Source organism: Candidatus Amarobacter glycogenicus (assembly GCF_016704105.1).
GTDB classification, from domain to species: Bacteria; Chloroflexota; Dehalococcoidia; order Tepidiformales; family Tepidiformaceae; genus Amarobacter; species Amarobacter glycogenicus.
The window spans coordinates 562,640-577,580 of the sequence record NZ_JADJAT010000019.1 but is presented as its reverse complement, the minus strand read 5'-3'; the positions used below and the strand labels follow the sequence as shown (position 1 = coordinate 577,580).

Here is a 14,941-nt window from a genome sequence, read left to right as displayed (position 1 = left end):
CTGCTCACTGTGTCCTCCTCGGAAGGCTTGGTCCGCCAGGACTGGTCAGGTCAACGGGCTAGCGCTGCTTCTGGTCTTCCAGTACGCCCGCCCCCTTCGGTGAACGTCGCGGGACCGTTCGGCCCTTGGGCGCCGGAGGGCGCCAGGGAAGAAGCCTTCGAACTTCTGTAGCGGATTGTTGTGGGAGAAGTCAGCCGTGACAACCCCCGAAATCCCTTATCGGTCGGTTTTTCTGGCAATTCGAACTCGGGATGGGGGCGAGCGGTTGAACAAGAGGCTTAACCTTCACAGCCGATTCCCAGCTTTCTCTCACCGTCACCTAATCATCTGATAACACCATCTACCATACGCAGGGCGCTCCCCGGGGCTCCCAGGTTCGGAGGTATCCCGATGCTCCCCCAATTCGCGCCAGGGCCCGCCCTCCTGGAGGCATTGCCCCAGGCTCCCCTTCGGGACGATTTGGGCGGGCAACTCGCGCCGTTTGAGCCGGTCTCGCTTGCCGAAATGGATTCGGTCGCGCTGTTCGAACGACGCGACACCAAGTTCGTCCTCAGCGAAACTCGCCTCGCAGCGTTTCTGGAGGCGCTCGCCGGCAGATACCGCGTGCTCGAGATCGACGACACTCGGGTCCACGGCTACCGTACCGTGTACTTCGATACTCCCGGTCTCGGCCTGTTCTATGACCATCACAACGCCCGTGCACGGCGCTTCAAGGTCCGCAGCCGGATGTACGTGGACTCCCACGCGTCGTACTTCGAGATTAAAGCGAAAGACGGCCGCGAGAACACGGTTAAGTCGCGCACCCGTACGCAGCGGATGGTCACGGCCGTCTCTCCCGTTGAGTCGACGTTCATCGAAACGCACGCGCCTTACCCGTTGGGCGAGCTGGCACCACGCCTGCTGAATTCGTTTTCCCGTATCACCCTGGTGGACATGGAGCGCGGAGAGCGGCTGACGCTGGACCTCGGGCTGACGTTCGCCGCCAACGGAGAGGTCGCCGGTCTGCCCGGGCTCGTCGTGGCCGAACTCAAGCAGCCCCGCGCGGCCCATGATTCACCATTCCTGGCGCTCGCCCGCGAGACGAACCTCCACCCGTCCGGTTTCAGCAAGTACTGCATTGGCGTGTCCTTGCTCTATCCCGGTATCAAACACAACGCCTTCAACCCCGAACTCCGCCTCGCCCGGCGCATCACTGGAGCGACCGATGTCCGCTGACTTCTCTGACTTCGCGATCGGTGCAGGGCTGAACCTTCTCAGCGCTATCATCATCGTCCGGTTCATCTACTACCCGTGGACGCAGAACCGCAGCTACGTCTTCACGTTCCTGGCGTTCAACCCAACGATTTACTTCGTCATGGCTCTGCTTACGAGCATCGAACTGAGCGTCGGTGTCGGCTTCGGGCTGTTCGCCATCTTCTCGGTCATCCGCTATCGAACCGAAGAGATGCCGATCCGCGAGATGACCTACCTCTTCATCATCATCGCCTTGCCGGTGATGAACTCCGTAATCGGTGATGGTGATGAGGCCGACAAGATCATCGTCGCCAACATCGTGATTATCGCCTTGCTGTTCATCCTCGAACACGAGTGGGGCTTCAAGTTCGAGCACCACAAGAAGGTCACCTACGAGAAGATCGAACTCATCACTCCAGCACGGCGCGGCGAGCTCATCGCCGACCTCACCGAACGTACAGGCCTGCCCGTCACTCGTGCCGAGGTCGGCCGGATTGACTTCCTGAGGGACACGGCCGAAGTCACCATCTACTACGACGAGCGGGCGATTAACGGCCGGGCGGCCCGCAAGGCGGGACTTGCCGCCGAATACCACCCGCTCGTTGGCCGCACCGAAGACTGATCCCGTCTCGCTCCGGCCCGGTGCTCAAGAGGAGTCCTCCAATGAACGACCCGGTCTACTTCCGTTTTCTCCAGCGGCGGTTCGCCCGCCGGCAAATGCTCATCTTTGCGGGGGGCGCAGGCGCGGCGGCCATCCTCGCGGGCTGCGGCGGCAAGAGCTCGACCTCCGCTGACAGCGGGGCCTCCCAGGCTCCTGCGACACCGGCGCCGGTCCGCCCCGCCGGTTGGCACGACGACTCCCATGGGGCCGAGGCGGACCCGGATTACGGCATGGTCTTCCCCACGGACAAGGTCAATCAGGTCGCCATCACGGTCTCCGCGGAGAACTGGCAGAAGATGCTGGACGACATGACGGGCCTCTTCGGCGCTCGCGGAACCGGCGGGACCCGGGGCGGCGGCCGCGTCCCCGGGGGCCAGGGCGATGTCCCTCCCGGAGGCGGCCAACAGGGTGGACCGGTGGCCGGCGGCGGCGGCGACTTCACCTCCACCAACCCGATCTGGGTGCCCGCCACTGTGGCGTTCAACGGCCGGACGTGGACGAATGTCGGCGTCCGCTTCAAAGGCAACTCGACGCTTTCGAATGGCTGGCGCAATGGCACCGACAAGCTCCCGCTCAAGCTCGACTTCGACGAGTTTGAAGAGGACTACCCCGAGATCGATGGCCAGCGGTTCTACGGCTTCAAGCAGTTTTCCCTTTCGAACAACCAGAACGACCAGACCTTCATGCGAGAGACTGTCGCCTACAGCCTTCTCGAAGAGGCGGGCTTGCCGGCTTCGAAGACCGCACCCTGGCAGATCACCTTCGACCATGGCGACGGCGCCAAAGTGCTCGGGATCTACACCGCTGTTGAGGTCGTCGACGATACGGTGGTCTCGCGCTGCTTCAGCGATGGAAGCGGCAACATCTACGAAGGGGACGGCCGCGCCGCCAGCTTCGCGGCCGGCACCCAGTCACAGATCGAGGCGAGCTTCCAGGCGGAGGGCGGAGAGAATCCTGATTGGTCCGACATCCGCGCGCTCTACGACGCCATCCATGCGACGACCCGGACCTCGGATGCGGCGGCATGGCGGAAGGGCCTCGAAAAGGTCTTCGATATCGACGGCTTCCTGGAGTGGCTGGCTATCGCCGCGACTCTCCAGCACTGGGACACCTACGGGCAGATGTCCCACAACTACTTCCTCTACAACAACCCGGCGGATGGCCGGCTCACCTGGATCTCGTGGGACCACAACGAGGTCCTCGCAAACGGTCTCGCCGGTGCGGGCGGGGTGGGGCAGGTGGCGCCCGGCGGCGTCGCTCAGGGTGCGCCCGCCGGGAACCAGCCGGGCGGGCGGCGGGATGAACCGCAGCGTGAGCTTCGATAAGTCGAGCATCGGCACTGCCTGGCCCCTGATCCGGTATGTCCTCGACCAGCCGGAGTACCTGGCGCGATACAACGGAATGCTGAAGCAGACGCTGTCGCTCTTCGATTCCACGAAGCTGGCGGCGAAGTACCAGTCGCTGGCGGCCGTCCGGCGGCCCCACCTCGGCTCGGAAGTGACCGAAGCAGCCTTCGCTTCCGCAGTCCAGGCGCTGACCGCAATTACGAGGGATCGCGCAGCTGCACTGAAGACATACGTGGACGCGCTCTGAATCACGGCCCCCGAAGATCCCGGGAAATGCCGAAGGGCCGTTCCTGCCCCCTGGAGGGTGGGAAACGGCCCTTTTGGCGTGTGGAGGTCGTCTATCGATGAACCCTGCCTGCCCATCCTTGTCACCGGGGGCTCAGCTTGCGCTTCGTTCCCCGGGAGCGGCCCCCGGTTCGGACTTGCGCCCTACACCGGGAACAAACCTGCAGGCTCGCACCACTGCGCGCTGCCGGGCTTCTCAGCACCGGGGGCTTCCCGGCCGGGCTGCCTTGCGGCGCCTCACAACCAGTACCACCCTGCCTCGGGACGGTTACCCGCCTTCGGCCCCGCTGGTGGTGGCCTTCCTCTCTCCGAAGCCGTGACCCCGGAAGTCGGAAGACCTTCGGCGATTCCAGGCCGGTAGGCCTTTCCCCGCCTGCGGTGTGGCCCTCGACCACCCCGCCTCCAACGCCGCGAAATGTAGTGGTCCTGATGGCCACTTCCAAGTGACTTATGACGTCTGGCGACGGGCTTCACGAACCCTTGAAGAAGGGGTGTGATTATCGTCTCGAACCGAATTCGAGAGTGACAGAACGTCGATGGCCCGGCTCTTGGGCTTATGTGGCGCGCTCGGTAAAGACCGTTCAGCTCAGCCCGCCATGAGGCGTCGGGAGGCTATCATCCGGCCCATGTGGATCATGGTTGCCGGGCCCTGGGGCCTTGGAACACGCAGCGAGGAAGAGAAGGCTGCGAACCCCCGTGCACGCCCGCCCGCCGAGATCTGTGGGGCTCGCCCCGGAGCGGTGCGACGCGACCAGGCTCCCGGGGGATGAGGAGGTGGCGGTGCTTCGCGCTGCGGGAAAGCCTGTCTGGTACAGCATCTCGGAGATACCGGCGGGCTGAAACTCGCTCAATCCGGATGTGGCCCGATGGCCAGGACGGAGATGACGTTGCGCCCGGGACCGTAGCAAAACCAGATTCGCCACGCTCCAGGCGCACGATTCTCGACGTAGGCTTCCCAAACGGCCTCTCCATTTGGGCCAGCTTTGGTCCGGTAGCGATGCGTGTTCAGCCCTGGGTGCCGCGGATTCGATTGTAGCCGGGCGAGCGCGTGTTCGATCTTCCGCAGCCGAACTGCGTCGCCGGTTTCTCCGGCGAGTGTGGCGAGCAGCGACTCCGCCTCGAACGAAAGGTCGAGGTCGAACGGCACCTACTCATCACCCAGATCGAGCAGGTGAGTGTACGAACGGCGGACCACACGGCCGGCTTCGACATCAGCGATGCCCCGATCGAGTGAAGCCATGATCTCCGGGCGCTCCCAGATTATCCGCTCCCGCGCAGGAATGCTCACGACGGGGGTGAGAAGGATGTCTCCGTCCTCCGATACGCTCACTTCGTAACGCGAGTCCTCCGCGACACCGACTTTCACCAGGCTCACGCGGCGGCGGGAATCGACGACGATCTCAGCGACGTGTTTGAACGATTTCATTGCCACAGTGTACCACTTGCAACAAGTGGGCAGATGGGAAAGCCGCTCCTGTCGGTCCTCCGGGACAACGAAAAAGGCCCGCAGTAATGCGGGCCTCTCAGGAGTATTCTGGCGGCGTCTAGCCGAACGTCAGCGGAGAAACGGTGCCAAGGGGCTCTTCGGATACGTTCATCTTCACCTGCTGCCAGGTGACCTTGACGCCCTTCTCGCCCTTCGCCGGCTCGGATTCGACCATGACTTCGAACATCCCGCCGCTGGTCACATCGTGGGGCTGGGCGAGGAGTTGCATGAAGGCTTCCGCCGCCTCGAAGGTTTCGAGCATGCGCGGCTGCCAGCGGCCGAACACCTTCGGGTTCTCGGCGTACTCATTCGTCATCCCCGTCCGGACGAAGGGATACATGACCGAATAGGCCGTCACCAGGCTGGCGGCCTTTCCGAGGTTCACCGCGAGCACCTGGGGGAGCTGGAGCACGGCCCAGTTGGCCACGGCGTAGCCCGGTACGCTCGCTCCCGGGTCGATCGACTGGCGGGATGAGATGTAGACGATCTGCAGCGGCTCGTTCGCGTAAACGGCCTCGCCGGACCAGAGGTGGGTCATGGCCATGAACCCGTCGATCTTCGTGTCCAGCACCGCACGGGTTTCGGCCAGGTTGCCGATGAATGCCTGGCGCACACGGGCCCGGCGCATCGCAACCGATTCACCCTCGACTTCGCGAAGCGAGCGGCCGAAGGAGTAACCCTTCTCCGAGAGGCCGGAGTTGCAGATGACGAGGTTCGGGATACCGCCCATCTTGTCGATGACGTAGGTGCGCGTGGCCCAGAGGTCGCCCATGTTGGTGACGTCGGCCTGGAGCGGGAAGGCGTTCACTCCCTGGCCCTTGAGGAAGTCGACGAGGTCGAGGCCGTCGTCGTAGGAGCTGTGGAAGTGGACGGCGACGCTTTCGGCGCCATTGAGGCCGGCAGCCAGGGCGAATGACTGGCCGAGGCCCCCATCCTTGCCGGCTCCGGAGATGAGGACGCGCTTGCCCTTCACCCCCGCGGCGAGGTCAGACGAGAACTTGAACTTGGAAGAGTCGACGGTGAATGCCATGAGAAACTCCGGGAGGTATTGGCCCGCATTATAGGAGCGTGGCGACGTATAGCGACGGAATGGTAGCGGGATGCCTTGCTCGGTGCACCCCCGGAACACCGGGGCGCCTCCAACTCCTACCCGCGCGCAGGACGCGCGACGCCTCGGGGACGCGCAGGCCCCCGAGGCCGGATGTCTACACCACCATTCGTCTCACGATTTCGTACATCAACTCGCAACCCATGTTGAGGTTCTCGATCGTGAGGAACTCGTTGTTCCCGTGGAAGCCGCGGCGCTCCTCCGGGCTGAGCAGGCAGGGGATGAATCCGTAAGCGGGGATGCCGAGTTCCCGCAGGAACCGGTTGTCGGTCCCACCGATCGTCATGCCGGGCACCACGATGGCATCCTCCATCGCTTCTTTGACGACCGCGCTGATGGTGCGAAAGAGCTCGGTGTCCCAATCGACGCGGGCCGGTTCACCCTGGTCGGGCGAGTACAATTCGACGCTGATACGGTCATCCGCGATCCGTTCGCGCACACGTTCCATCCAGTCCGCCTTGCTCTGGCCCGGGAGCAAACGGCAGTCGATCACTGCCTCGCTCTTCGCGGGAATCACGTTGGCCTTGATGCCCGCATCGAGCATGGTCAGGTTGAGCGTGTTGATGAACATCGCCAGCAGCTCGGGCGAGTTCTTGACCCGCTCTTCGACGGCTGCCCGGTCGCTCAGCGGCGGCATCAATCCCGCCTCCGCCAGGCGCGTGATGTATGCCTCCGTGTCCGGCGTGAAAGTCAGGCCGCGTTCCCAATCGATGAGGCGGTTGAGCGCCTGGACGAGGTAGACGGCCGAGTTCTCCGCGTGCGGGACGCTGCCGTGGCCGGGCCGCCCGACGGCAGTCAGCCGCAGCCAGCAGATGTCCTTCTCGTTCGTCGCGACGCTGAAGAGCTTCGCTTCCTCGCGGCCGAACCGGGTCGTCCCCCCGCCGCCCTCGCTCAGCTCGAACTCCACGTCGACGACATCGGGCCGGTGTTCGCAGAGCCAGACCATGCCCCAATCGCTGCCGGCCTCTTCATCCGGGACGGCGCAGAAGACGATGTCCCGCTTGAAGGGGGCGCCCTCGCGTTTCAGGAGGAGGAAGGCGATCAGCTGCATCACGCCGCAGCCCTTCATGTCCACCGCCCCGCGTCCGTAGACCTTGCCGTCCTGGACGATGCCCTCGAACGCGGGCATGTCCCAGTACTGCGCCTCTACGGGCACGACGTCGGTATGGTTACAGAGCATCAGGGGCCGCTTGGAGCCATCGCCGCGGAGACGGGCGACGAGGATCTCGCGGTTGGGGGCCGTCTCGATGTACTCGGTCTCGATTCCTTCGGCCTCGCAGAGGGCGCCGAGGAAGCGGGCCGCGGGCTTTTCGTTCCCGGGCGGGTTCGAGGTATCGATCTGGAGGTAGCGGACGAAGATGTCGAGCGCTTCGCGGTGGACGGCGGGCCAGTTAAGCATGGCCGATATCCTAACGGCGAACGGCGCCTACCGCGGCCAGAGCACCATCTGCGTGCAGCGGAACAGGGCGATGGTCTTGCCGGTTTGCTCATGGACAACCGGCGCGTCCCACACTTGCGTGTTGCGGCCACTGTGGACCATCGTCGCCCGGGCGACCAGCGTGCCCTCCGTCGCCGTGCCGAGGAAGTTGCTCTTCACTTCGACTGTCGTAAAGCCGGTGGCCCCATCGGGCAGGTTCGCGACGCAACCGTAGCCGCAAAGCGTATCGGCCAACGCGATGACCGTCGCCGCGTGGAGAAACCCGTTTGGTGCACGCAGTTCGGGGCGTAACTCGAGCCGCCCAACCGCGAACCCTTCTCCGAACTCCGTTGGCGTCACGCCGATGAGCCCCGGAAGGCGGTCCTTCTGGCGCTCCAGCCACCACTCCGGCTGCGCACGATCCGCGTTGGCGTTGAACATTCGGTACCTCCCGTCCTATGAGAGAAGGCTATCCCGAGTGCGTTGCAGAATACAACTGACTGCGCCTCGCCGCAGGCCCCGGTAGACTGCCATGCATGCAAAAGACAACGGTCGGATCCATCGAAATTACCGCCCTCGTGGACCTCGTACAGGCGTATCCCGCCGCCACGGTGTATCTCGAACTCGGGGATGGGGCCCGCTTCTCCGGCTATCTCGACGCGGAGGGCAAGGTCGCGCTCGGGTTCGCCTCGTACCTCGTGCGCGACGGCGCTACCTTGCTGCTGGTGGATACGGGCTGGGGCCCCGAACACGACGGGAAGCTGCTGGTCGAACTCGCCGAGGCCGGAGTGAAGCCCGCGCAGGTGACGCACGTGCTGTTCACCCACCTCCACGGCGACCACACCGGCTGGAACATCGACCGCCAGTCCGGACTGCCGATCTTCGCCAATGCCCGCCACCTCGTGCCGCAGGCGGACTGGGAGCACTACGCCAGGGAGGCGGAGGAGGCACGCAAGAAGGCAACCGGCAACAGGCCCTGGCTGGGCTCGTTCGACCGGGACGTTCAGCCGCTTGAAGGCTTCGGGCTGCTCGACCTGGTTTCCGGCGAACGGACCATCTCGCCGGGGCTGACCGCAATCCCGACGCCTGGGCACACGCCGGGGCACACGAGTGTGGCGGTCACTTCGGGCGGGGCGAACGGGTTCGTCCTCGGCGATGTGGTGATCACGTGTGTGGACGCTGAGGAGCCCGATCTGGAGTCGATGTTCGACTGGGACAGGAAGCTGGCGGTGCGGACTCGCAAGGCGACAATCGAGCGGCTGATCGCAGACCGTGCGCTGGTCGCCGCCAGCCATCTACCGGCGCCGGGCCTCGGCCGGTTCGTTCGGGCAGGAGGGAAGCAGCGCTGGGAGAGGATCTAACCGCTTTTGGCCGGTCACCGCGCCGGTCGAGGGATGGTGTGAATCCGTGGTCTCCCGACCCGGCTTCGCGGCGGCAGGAACGGTCAGTGCCGCCAATGTACACTCCGCCCATGGCCGCCAAGCCCGAGCGCCCCTCACCCATCGAAGCCCTCAAGGACCGCCTCCCGGGCGAATCCATTCTCGATGACCTGACGGAGCAGCTCGACCGCACCCGCAGGCTGCTCACCAGCAACCCGGAAACCGCCGCCGATGAGGCGCTTTCCCGTTTCGCCGGCGAAGCGGAGGTGGAAGCCCGGATCGCGGCGGATTTCGCCGCCGCTGGACCGCTGGCGAACCCGGGCCGCTTCCTCGAAGCCCACCGGCTCGCAATCCGCGCCCTCGAAGTCCTCGACCGCGACGGTTCCCGTGACCCTACGGTGTCGCGCCGGTTTGGTCCGCTCCGCGGGCTGGTGCGGCGCGGCGTGGAGTTCGTCGCCGAATACATCGTGAAGACATACGCCGAGAACGTGGTTTCGGCGATGCAGCGCCTTTACACGCGCCGGGAGCCCCAGGCGCCGCGTGGTTCAACCGAACGCGCGCATCTCTCGCAGGCCAGGGTCGAAATCGAGCGTGTCGCTCCCGGGTTCAGAGGTGGTGGCATCGGCGTGCCGGCACTGGTCGCCGGCGGCGCCGCCGTGCCGCTCCTGGCTTCAGCCTCGCAGTACCTCGGCGCCGTCGATTTCCTCACGAAGCCGGTCCTGGTGGGGCTGTTCGCGGGGCTGTTCGTCCTTTTCGGGCTGCTCAGCTCCGTCCTGCTGAGCGGCGCCGCTGTGGCGCACCGACGCAGCAAGCTGATCATGCGCCAGCCGCTCGCCGCCCTCTGGGAGACAGTCGGGAACTGCGGAAACCCCCCCGAGGATGACTCGCGGCTCTTCGCCGCCATCGCCATCCTCCTCTCCGCCGTGGTCTGGATCGTTATCCCGATCGGCGGTGTGGTCGCCTACCTCGTGACCTGATCAGCCAGCCACGGAGTCGAGCCAGCCGATGATATCCGCCGTCACTTCGTCACGGTTCGTCTCGTTCAGCATCTCGTGCCGCCCGTCCTTGTAGTAGAGCGTGTCGATGCGTTTCAGGCCGGCCTCGTTCCAGAGGCGCTGCAGTTCGTAGAGGCCTTCCATGTTCCGGTTCACGGGGTCTTTCGTCCCGGCTACGAACAGGCACGGCAAGTCGTAGCGGATCCGCGCCAGGACACCCGGGTCAGTCAGGCGGCGCGCGCTCGCCCGGCCACGGCGCTGCGAAGTCTGGGTTTCGAACCCGCACATCGGGTCGGCAATGTACTTGTCGACCTCGTCCGGGTCGCGGCTGAGCCACTCGTAGGGAGTCCGCGCAGGCTCAAACGCGGAGTTCGGCGAAAACGCGGCGGGTGCTTCCTCGCCCTCGCGCCGGCCCATGCGCGAACTCGAACCTGAAAGCACGAGCCCATCGATCGTATCGGACCCATCAGGGGCGAACTGCTGCGCGGCGGCCGAACCCATGCTGTGTCCGAAGAGCACCGCCGGCAGACTCGGCCGTGCCGCCTTCGCAAGCGCGATGAACTGCCCGATATCCGCTACGAGGGCGTCCCAGCCGCCTTCGCCGAAGTCGCCCAGGCCCTCGGCGCCGGGCGAGCGTCCATGGCCCCGATGGTCCAGCGACCAGACTTCGTAGCCCGCCGCATTCAGCGCGCGGGCGAAACGGCCGTACCGCAGTGAGTGCTCCGCGGCTCCGTGGGCGATGACGACTACGGCCTTCGGCGCCGGGGTTTCCCAGACGTAACCCTGGATCGTGAACCCATCGACGTCAGAGGTGAAAGACGGCGTCCGGTCCGCTTCGATATACCCGAGATTCATCGTGCTGCCATTCCTTCCGTAACGATTACACCGGCTTCGACGAGCCGGTCGAGGTCGCCGAGCATGCCGATGCCGGCCAGGATGCTGGCTGCGTCGGCGCCCGGCTGCGGCGTTGGCCGGCCGGGGACGGCCGGGGTGCGTGAAAGCTTCGGCGATGGGGCGATGTGGGTGACAGGTCCGAGGCCGTCGTGTTCCCGCGTGATGCTGAGACCGCGTGCCACCGCCCAGGGGTCTTCCATGAGCGCCCGGAAGTCCTGGACGACGGCGTGGGCGCCGGCGCCGGCCGCCTGGAGTCTCGCCACCCAATCGACTACCGTGCCGCCGGCAAATGCCGCTTCGAGCTCGGCTTCAGACTTCGATGCCAGCTCGGAGAGCTCTCCCTTCAGGTCTTCCGGCCGGGCAGCGAGGAAGAACCACCCGTCGCTCGCCTTGTAGGCCCGGTAGAGCGGCCCTGTCCCGGTCAGGTCGAGGCCCCGAGGCTCGTCCCACCGCTTCCCGGCGTAGTCCTGGAGATAGAGCGATTGCAGCATCGTCGCGGTGTACGCGAGCGATGTGTCGACATGCTGCCCCTTTCCGGTGTTCCTCCGGTGAAGCAGGGCCAACGCCACGCCGTACGCCCCCATGAACCCCGTGCCGTAGTCGTTCACGGCGAACGGCGCGAGGGTTGGGCGGCCGTTACCGCCGTAGCGCTCTTGCATCCCGGTCGCGGCCTGGGCGATCTGTTCGTGGCCGGGGCGGTCCGCCCACGGGCCGACTCGCCCGTAGGTGTTGAGCGATGCATAGACGATGTCCGGTTTGCGGGCCCGGACGGCCTCGTAGCCGATGCCCAGCCGCTCCGCGACGCCCTTGCGGAAGTTCTGGACGACGACATCGGCATCTTCCAAGAGTCTCCAGAAGACATCGAGGCCTGCGGGCTTCTTGAGGTCCAGGAGGAGGCTCCGCTTGCCGCGGTTGATATCGACGTGGAAGGCCACGGCCGCGCGATGAGGGCTGTCGATCCGGACGACGTCGGCTCCGAACTCGGCGAGTGTGCGCCCGCACGTCGGTCCGGCGAGGACGATGCAGAGATCGATGACCTTCACCCCATCCAGGGCCGTCCGGATCGCTTCCGGCGCGGCCGCCGTGGAGGGTGCGGTGGCTTTCGCCGCGTCAGCGAGGATGCTGGCACGGTCGGCATCCGGAAGGACACGAGGGCGACGAACCTCGCCCGGAGTCTCGGACATCCGGACGTTGATTCCAGGCCCGCGGAACGCGCCCAGCACCGGGTCGGTCGAGTCGACGACGATCTTCGAACCCAGCGCCTGCTCGTTTTCGAGCCATTCGGCGCTCGTCCGGCAGATCGCGCCCTCGGTTTCGACCTGTTCGCAAAAGGCTTCCCACTCGGCCGCGGTCCTCGTCTTGAAGAGTGCCTCAAGTCCCCGGCTCAACTCCTCGAGGGAGGCGGTGGAGCCCTGGGAGAGGAGTGAACTCACCCCCGTCTGGTTGGCGAAGTCCGAGGCGTGCTTGTTGCCGGCGTGGTACATGAACCAGCGGCCGTCCTTGCATTCGAACTGGCGCGTGCCGCCCATGAGACGCGTAAGGTTCCGCAGATCCTGTTCTGCGGACTGGTTGTGGATGCGCTGAGCGCGATAGCCGATGGCGGCGAAGGTCGCATCGAAGAGTGCGATTTCCACGCTCTGGCCGAGGCCGTCGCGTTCCCGCGCGTTCAACGCCATCGCCACTGAAACCGCCGCGAGGAACGCGGCATACGACGACGAGAATGGCAGCGGCGTGAACGTCGGTCGCCCGGTCTGGGCGTTTGCCGGGTAGGTGACGGTGGCCGCGGCGATCGTGCCTTCCCATGCCGCGATACCGGCGCGTGGGTCGGTCGCCGCGAAGCCGGGCATCGAACAATAGATCAGGCGTGCGTGCTCGCGCGTCATCGCCTCGGCGCCGAGGCCAAGGCGGTCCATCGTACCCGGCCGGAAGTTCTCGATGACCACGTCCGCCGAAGCGACGAGCTTCCGCGCCGTTTCGAAGTCGCCCGGCGACTTCAAGTCGAGGACGATGCTCCGCTTGCCCCGGTTATACGTTGCGTTCGCCGGGCCTTCCAAGCGCGGTCCGCCGGGCGGATCAATGCGAATGACGTCCGCGCCCTGGTCCGCCAGGAGCATCGCCGCCATCGGGCCTGAGACGTACTGACCAAAGTCGATGACGCGGATACCCGCGAGCGCTCCCGCCATGGGACCTCCGAAAATGAGGGGTGAGGGGCGGACAGGAGTGTATTCGGCGGGAGCCGGGGGTGTCGACCGGCCTGACCTGGTCCCTATTGTGGGCGGTCCAGCGACCACCCGCCGCCGGATCGCGGTCCCGCCGGTTTGGCGGCGCCCGATGGCAGGTCTTCCGTTTGTTCGGAACGTTGCTGCACGTCGTCGCGGATTTCGCGCACACGCGCCATCCAGTCCCCGGACTTACCGCCGCGCTTTTCCAGGAGCTGGATGTTTTCGATCCGCATGCCCTTCTCCACTGCTTTGCACATGTCGTAGACCGTGAGCGCCGCCACTGCCGCCGCGGTCAGCGCCTCCATCTCGACGCCGGTCTTGCCGGTGGTCTTCACAGTCGCTTCGATGCGCAATGCGTCGTCGCCGGAAGCGGTCAGGTCCACGGTCACACCAGTGATCGCGAGTGGGTGACAGAGCGGGATCAGGTCCGGGGTGCGCTTCGCCGCCATAATGCCGGCGAGCCGTGCCGTGGCGATCACGTCGCCCTTCGGTACACCACCCGACTGGATGAGGGCAAGGGTCTCGGGAGCCATCCGCACGGTTGCTTCGGCGGTCGCCACGCGGGCGGTCTCGGTCTTCTCCGAAACGTCGACCATGCGGGCAGCGCCGCTTGCATCGAGATGAGAGAGCCCGCCGGGGTGTTGGCTATTGTCCATGGTGCCTCCGCCACATGACCGTTTCGTACGTCCAGACGAGTCCGTATGCGGCCGCGCCGATCGCGAGCCCGCCGGGCACGCCCGCCCACGGCGCGACCCACGTGTCACTCGCGATGATCCCGATCCCCGCGGCCGGGAGGAACGTGAGGAAGGCAGCCCTTCGCCGTTCGCTTTCGAACTTTTCGCGCAGTGGATGGCGCATGCTCTCAGTATGGCCGGGCCTGCCCCCGTGGTGCGAGCGGAAGCGCGTCTTTCAGGTCTCTTCCCGATTCTCGCTTCTCCCTCTTCCTTCGCCCCACTACCATGCCTCGTAATGGGCGCCTTCACCTTCATCCCCCTGCTCGTCATCAAGATCACGCTCGACCCCGTGATGGCCGAATTCGGCCCCTTCACGCTCACCTGGCACGGCCTCTTCACGGCCGTCGGCATCCTCGGCGGTGTTTCGCTCTCCGTCTGGCTCGCGAAGAAGGACGGCATCCCTGCCGAGGTGGCCCAGGAAATCGCCCTCGTCGGCGTGCCCTCCGCGATCGTCGGCGCCCGCTTGTTCTTTGTCTTCGAACACTGGGACCGTTTCGGCGATGACCCGCTGAAGATCGTCACCGGCATCACCGAAGGGGGCATCACCCTCTACGGCGGTCTGCTGGGGGGCGTGTTGGGCGGATTGATCTACTCGCTCTGGCACCGCTGGCCCATCGGCATCGGCCTCGATGCGGCAGCCCCGGGGCTCATCCTCGGCCAGGGACTCGGCCGCATCGGCGACCTCATCAATGGCGAACACCTCGCCGACAAGACCAGCCTCCCCTGGGGCGTGAAGTACCTCCATCCGGATAGCCCGCAGTACGTCTGGTGGGTGAACCACCCGGACCCGGACCATCCTCTGAAACCGCTTGATACTTACGCCGTCCACCCCGTCGCAGGCGGTTACGAACTCCTCGGAGACTTCGTCATCCTGGCAATCCTGCTTTTCGTCTCGCGGCGCTTCATCCGGGTGCCCGGCTGGGTCTTCTGCAGCTATGTGGCGATGTACGGCATCCTCCGCTTCTGCCTCAGTTACTTCCGGTTCGATGAACAGACCCTCGGTGGAGTGCCGGTGCCACAGCTCACCAGCGGCATCCTCCTCGGCGTCGCAGTCATCGCGGCCGGCATCCTCTACCGGAAGCCGGGGCCGATTACCCGCGAATACGCCGAACGTGTCTGGGGCGACCTCCCACTCCCGGGCGAAGACGAGAATTCCGAGCCCGCCCCGACGCCGGCCTGAC

The 14,941-nt window shown here is 65.6% G+C and carries 15 protein-coding genes and 1 pseudogene; 7 read left to right on the top strand and 9 right to left on the bottom strand.

Translation table 11 applies throughout. From position 1 onward, the window contains the following. Nucleotides 1–390 precede the first annotated feature (390 nt). From IPG14_RS14100 to IPG14_RS14085, 4 genes are read left to right on the top strand one after another with little or no spacing between them, the layout of a single operon-like run. Complete coding sequence (locus tag IPG14_RS14100) at nucleotides 391–1,215, top strand: polyphosphate polymerase domain-containing protein (protein WP_343392232.1); 825 nt, start codon at nucleotides 391–393, stop codon at nucleotides 1,213–1,215. Beyond that, the gene (locus tag IPG14_RS14095; RefSeq protein WP_343386183.1) at nucleotides 1,205–1,855 is read left to right on the top strand and encodes a DUF4956 domain-containing protein; all 651 of its coding nucleotides are present in this window, start codon (nucleotides 1,205–1,207) and stop codon (nucleotides 1,853–1,855) included. Before IPG14_RS14100 ends, IPG14_RS14095 begins: the two co-directional genes overlap by 11 nt. A 41-nt stretch (nucleotides 1,856–1,896) precedes the next feature. Further along, complete coding sequence (locus IPG14_RS14090) at nucleotides 1,897–3,219, top strand: CotH kinase family protein (RefSeq protein ID WP_343392231.1); 1,323 nt, start codon at nucleotides 1,897–1,899, stop codon at nucleotides 3,217–3,219. Beyond that, the gene (locus IPG14_RS14085; RefSeq protein ID WP_343392230.1) at nucleotides 3,206–3,487 is read left to right on the top strand and encodes a CotH kinase family protein; all 282 of its coding nucleotides are present in this window, start codon (nucleotides 3,206–3,208) and stop codon (nucleotides 3,485–3,487) included. Before IPG14_RS14090 ends, IPG14_RS14085 begins: the two co-directional genes overlap by 14 nt. An 885-nt stretch (nucleotides 3,488–4,372) precedes the next feature. On the opposite strand, the gene IPG14_RS14080 is transcribed toward IPG14_RS14085, so the two are convergent. The 5 genes from IPG14_RS14080 to IPG14_RS14060 form a co-directional block, all read right to left on the bottom strand. After that, on the bottom strand, nucleotides 4,373–4,672 hold the full coding sequence (locus IPG14_RS14080; protein WP_343386181.1) for a hypothetical protein: 300 nt from the start codon (nucleotides 4,670–4,672) through the stop codon (nucleotides 4,373–4,375). Then, complete coding sequence (locus IPG14_RS14075; RefSeq protein ID WP_343392229.1) at nucleotides 4,673–4,951, bottom strand: hypothetical protein; 279 nt, start codon at nucleotides 4,949–4,951, stop codon at nucleotides 4,673–4,675. It abuts the gene before it with no gap. A gap of 118 nt (nucleotides 4,952–5,069) precedes the next feature. Further along, nucleotides 5,070–6,041 carry an SDR family NAD(P)-dependent oxidoreductase gene (locus IPG14_RS14070; RefSeq protein WP_343386179.1) on the bottom strand — a complete coding sequence of 324 codons (972 nt, stop codon included), beginning with the start codon at nucleotides 6,039–6,041 and terminating at the stop codon, nucleotides 5,070–5,072. Nucleotides 6,042–6,216: 175 nt separating this feature from the next. After that, nucleotides 6,217–7,518, bottom strand: a complete 1,302-nt coding sequence (locus IPG14_RS14065) for a M20/M25/M40 family metallo-hydrolase (RefSeq protein ID WP_343392228.1) — start codon at nucleotides 7,516–7,518, stop codon at nucleotides 6,217–6,219. A 27-nt stretch (nucleotides 7,519–7,545) separates the two neighbouring features. After that, nucleotides 7,546–7,977, bottom strand: a complete 432-nt coding sequence (locus IPG14_RS14060) for a PaaI family thioesterase (protein ID WP_343392227.1) — start codon at nucleotides 7,975–7,977, stop codon at nucleotides 7,546–7,548. 95 nt (nucleotides 7,978–8,072) lie between these two features. On the opposite strand from IPG14_RS14060, the gene IPG14_RS14055 reads away from it, so the two are divergent. Both IPG14_RS14055 and IPG14_RS14050 read left to right on the top strand, forming a co-directional pair. Continuing rightward, entirely contained in the window at nucleotides 8,073–8,897 is an 825-nt protein-coding gene (locus IPG14_RS14055) for an MBL fold metallo-hydrolase (protein ID WP_343392226.1), read from the top strand. A 110-nt stretch (nucleotides 8,898–9,007) separates the two neighbouring features. Beyond that, a complete protein-coding gene (locus tag IPG14_RS14050; RefSeq protein ID WP_343392225.1) occupies nucleotides 9,008–9,892 on the top strand; it encodes a hypothetical protein in 885 nt (294 codons plus the stop codon). On the opposite strand, the gene IPG14_RS14045 is transcribed toward IPG14_RS14050, so the two are convergent. From IPG14_RS14045 to IPG14_RS14030, 4 genes and pseudogenes are all read right to left on the bottom strand, one after another. Next, nucleotides 9,893–10,765: an alpha/beta fold hydrolase gene (locus IPG14_RS14045; protein WP_343392224.1), complete on the bottom strand. Its 873-nt coding sequence runs from the start codon at nucleotides 10,763–10,765 to the stop codon at nucleotides 9,893–9,895. Then, nucleotides 10,762–12,987, bottom strand: a complete 2,226-nt coding sequence (locus IPG14_RS14040; RefSeq protein WP_343392223.1) for a CoA transferase — start codon at nucleotides 12,985–12,987, stop codon at nucleotides 10,762–10,764. The genes IPG14_RS14045 and IPG14_RS14040 overlap by 4 nt, the downstream gene beginning before the upstream one ends. A gap of 221 nt (nucleotides 12,988–13,208) precedes the next feature. After that, a pseudogene (gene moaC / locus IPG14_RS14035) lies at nucleotides 13,209–13,682 on the bottom strand (cyclic pyranopterin monophosphate synthase MoaC); the annotation flags it as partial. Further along, complete coding sequence (locus tag IPG14_RS14030) at nucleotides 13,672–13,884, bottom strand: hypothetical protein (protein ID WP_343386172.1); 213 nt, start codon at nucleotides 13,882–13,884, stop codon at nucleotides 13,672–13,674. The pseudogene moaC and the gene IPG14_RS14030, both read right to left, overlap by 11 nt. Before the next feature lie 111 nt (nucleotides 13,885–13,995). Between IPG14_RS14030 and lgt the strand changes: the two genes are divergently transcribed. Next, on the top strand, nucleotides 13,996–14,940 hold the full coding sequence (lgt, locus tag IPG14_RS14025) for a prolipoprotein diacylglyceryl transferase (protein ID WP_343386171.1): 945 nt from the start codon (nucleotides 13,996–13,998) through the stop codon (nucleotides 14,938–14,940). Nucleotide 14,941 lies beyond the last annotated feature (1 nt).

Coding starts and splice junctions, on each gene's coding strand:
- IPG14_RS14100 (WP_343392232.1), top strand. CDS start 391: ATGCTCCCCCAATTCGCGCCAGGGCCCGCCCTCCTGGAGGCATTGCCC.
- IPG14_RS14095 (WP_343386183.1), top strand. CDS start 1,205: ATGTCCGCTGACTTCTCTGACTTCGCGATCGGTGCAGGGCTGAACCTT.
- IPG14_RS14090 (WP_343392231.1), top strand. CDS start 1,897: ATGAACGACCCGGTCTACTTCCGTTTTCTCCAGCGGCGGTTCGCCCGC.
- IPG14_RS14075 (WP_343392229.1), bottom strand. CDS start 4,951: ATGAAATCGTTCAAACACGTCGCTGAGATCGTCGTCGATTCCCGCCGC.
- IPG14_RS14070 (WP_343386179.1), bottom strand. CDS start 6,041: ATGGCATTCACCGTCGACTCTTCCAAGTTCAAGTTCTCGTCTGACCTC.
- IPG14_RS14065 (WP_343392228.1), bottom strand. CDS start 7,518: ATGCTTAACTGGCCCGCCGTCCACCGCGAAGCGCTCGACATCTTCGTC.
- IPG14_RS14060 (WP_343392227.1), bottom strand. CDS start 7,977: ATGTTCAACGCCAACGCGGATCGTGCGCAGCCGGAGTGGTGGCTGGAG.
- IPG14_RS14055 (WP_343392226.1), top strand. CDS start 8,073: ATGCAAAAGACAACGGTCGGATCCATCGAAATTACCGCCCTCGTGGAC.
- IPG14_RS14050 (WP_343392225.1), top strand. CDS start 9,008: ATGGCCGCCAAGCCCGAGCGCCCCTCACCCATCGAAGCCCTCAAGGAC.
- IPG14_RS14045 (WP_343392224.1), bottom strand. CDS start 10,765: ATGAATCTCGGGTATATCGAAGCGGACCGGACGCCGTCTTTCACCTCT.
- IPG14_RS14040 (WP_343392223.1), bottom strand. CDS start 12,987: ATGGCGGGAGCGCTCGCGGGTATCCGCGTCATCGACTTTGGTCAGTAC.
- IPG14_RS14030 (WP_343386172.1), bottom strand. CDS start 13,884: ATGCGCCATCCACTGCGCGAAAAGTTCGAAAGCGAACGGCGAAGGGCT.
- lgt (WP_343386171.1), top strand. CDS start 13,996: ATGGGCGCCTTCACCTTCATCCCCCTGCTCGTCATCAAGATCACGCTC.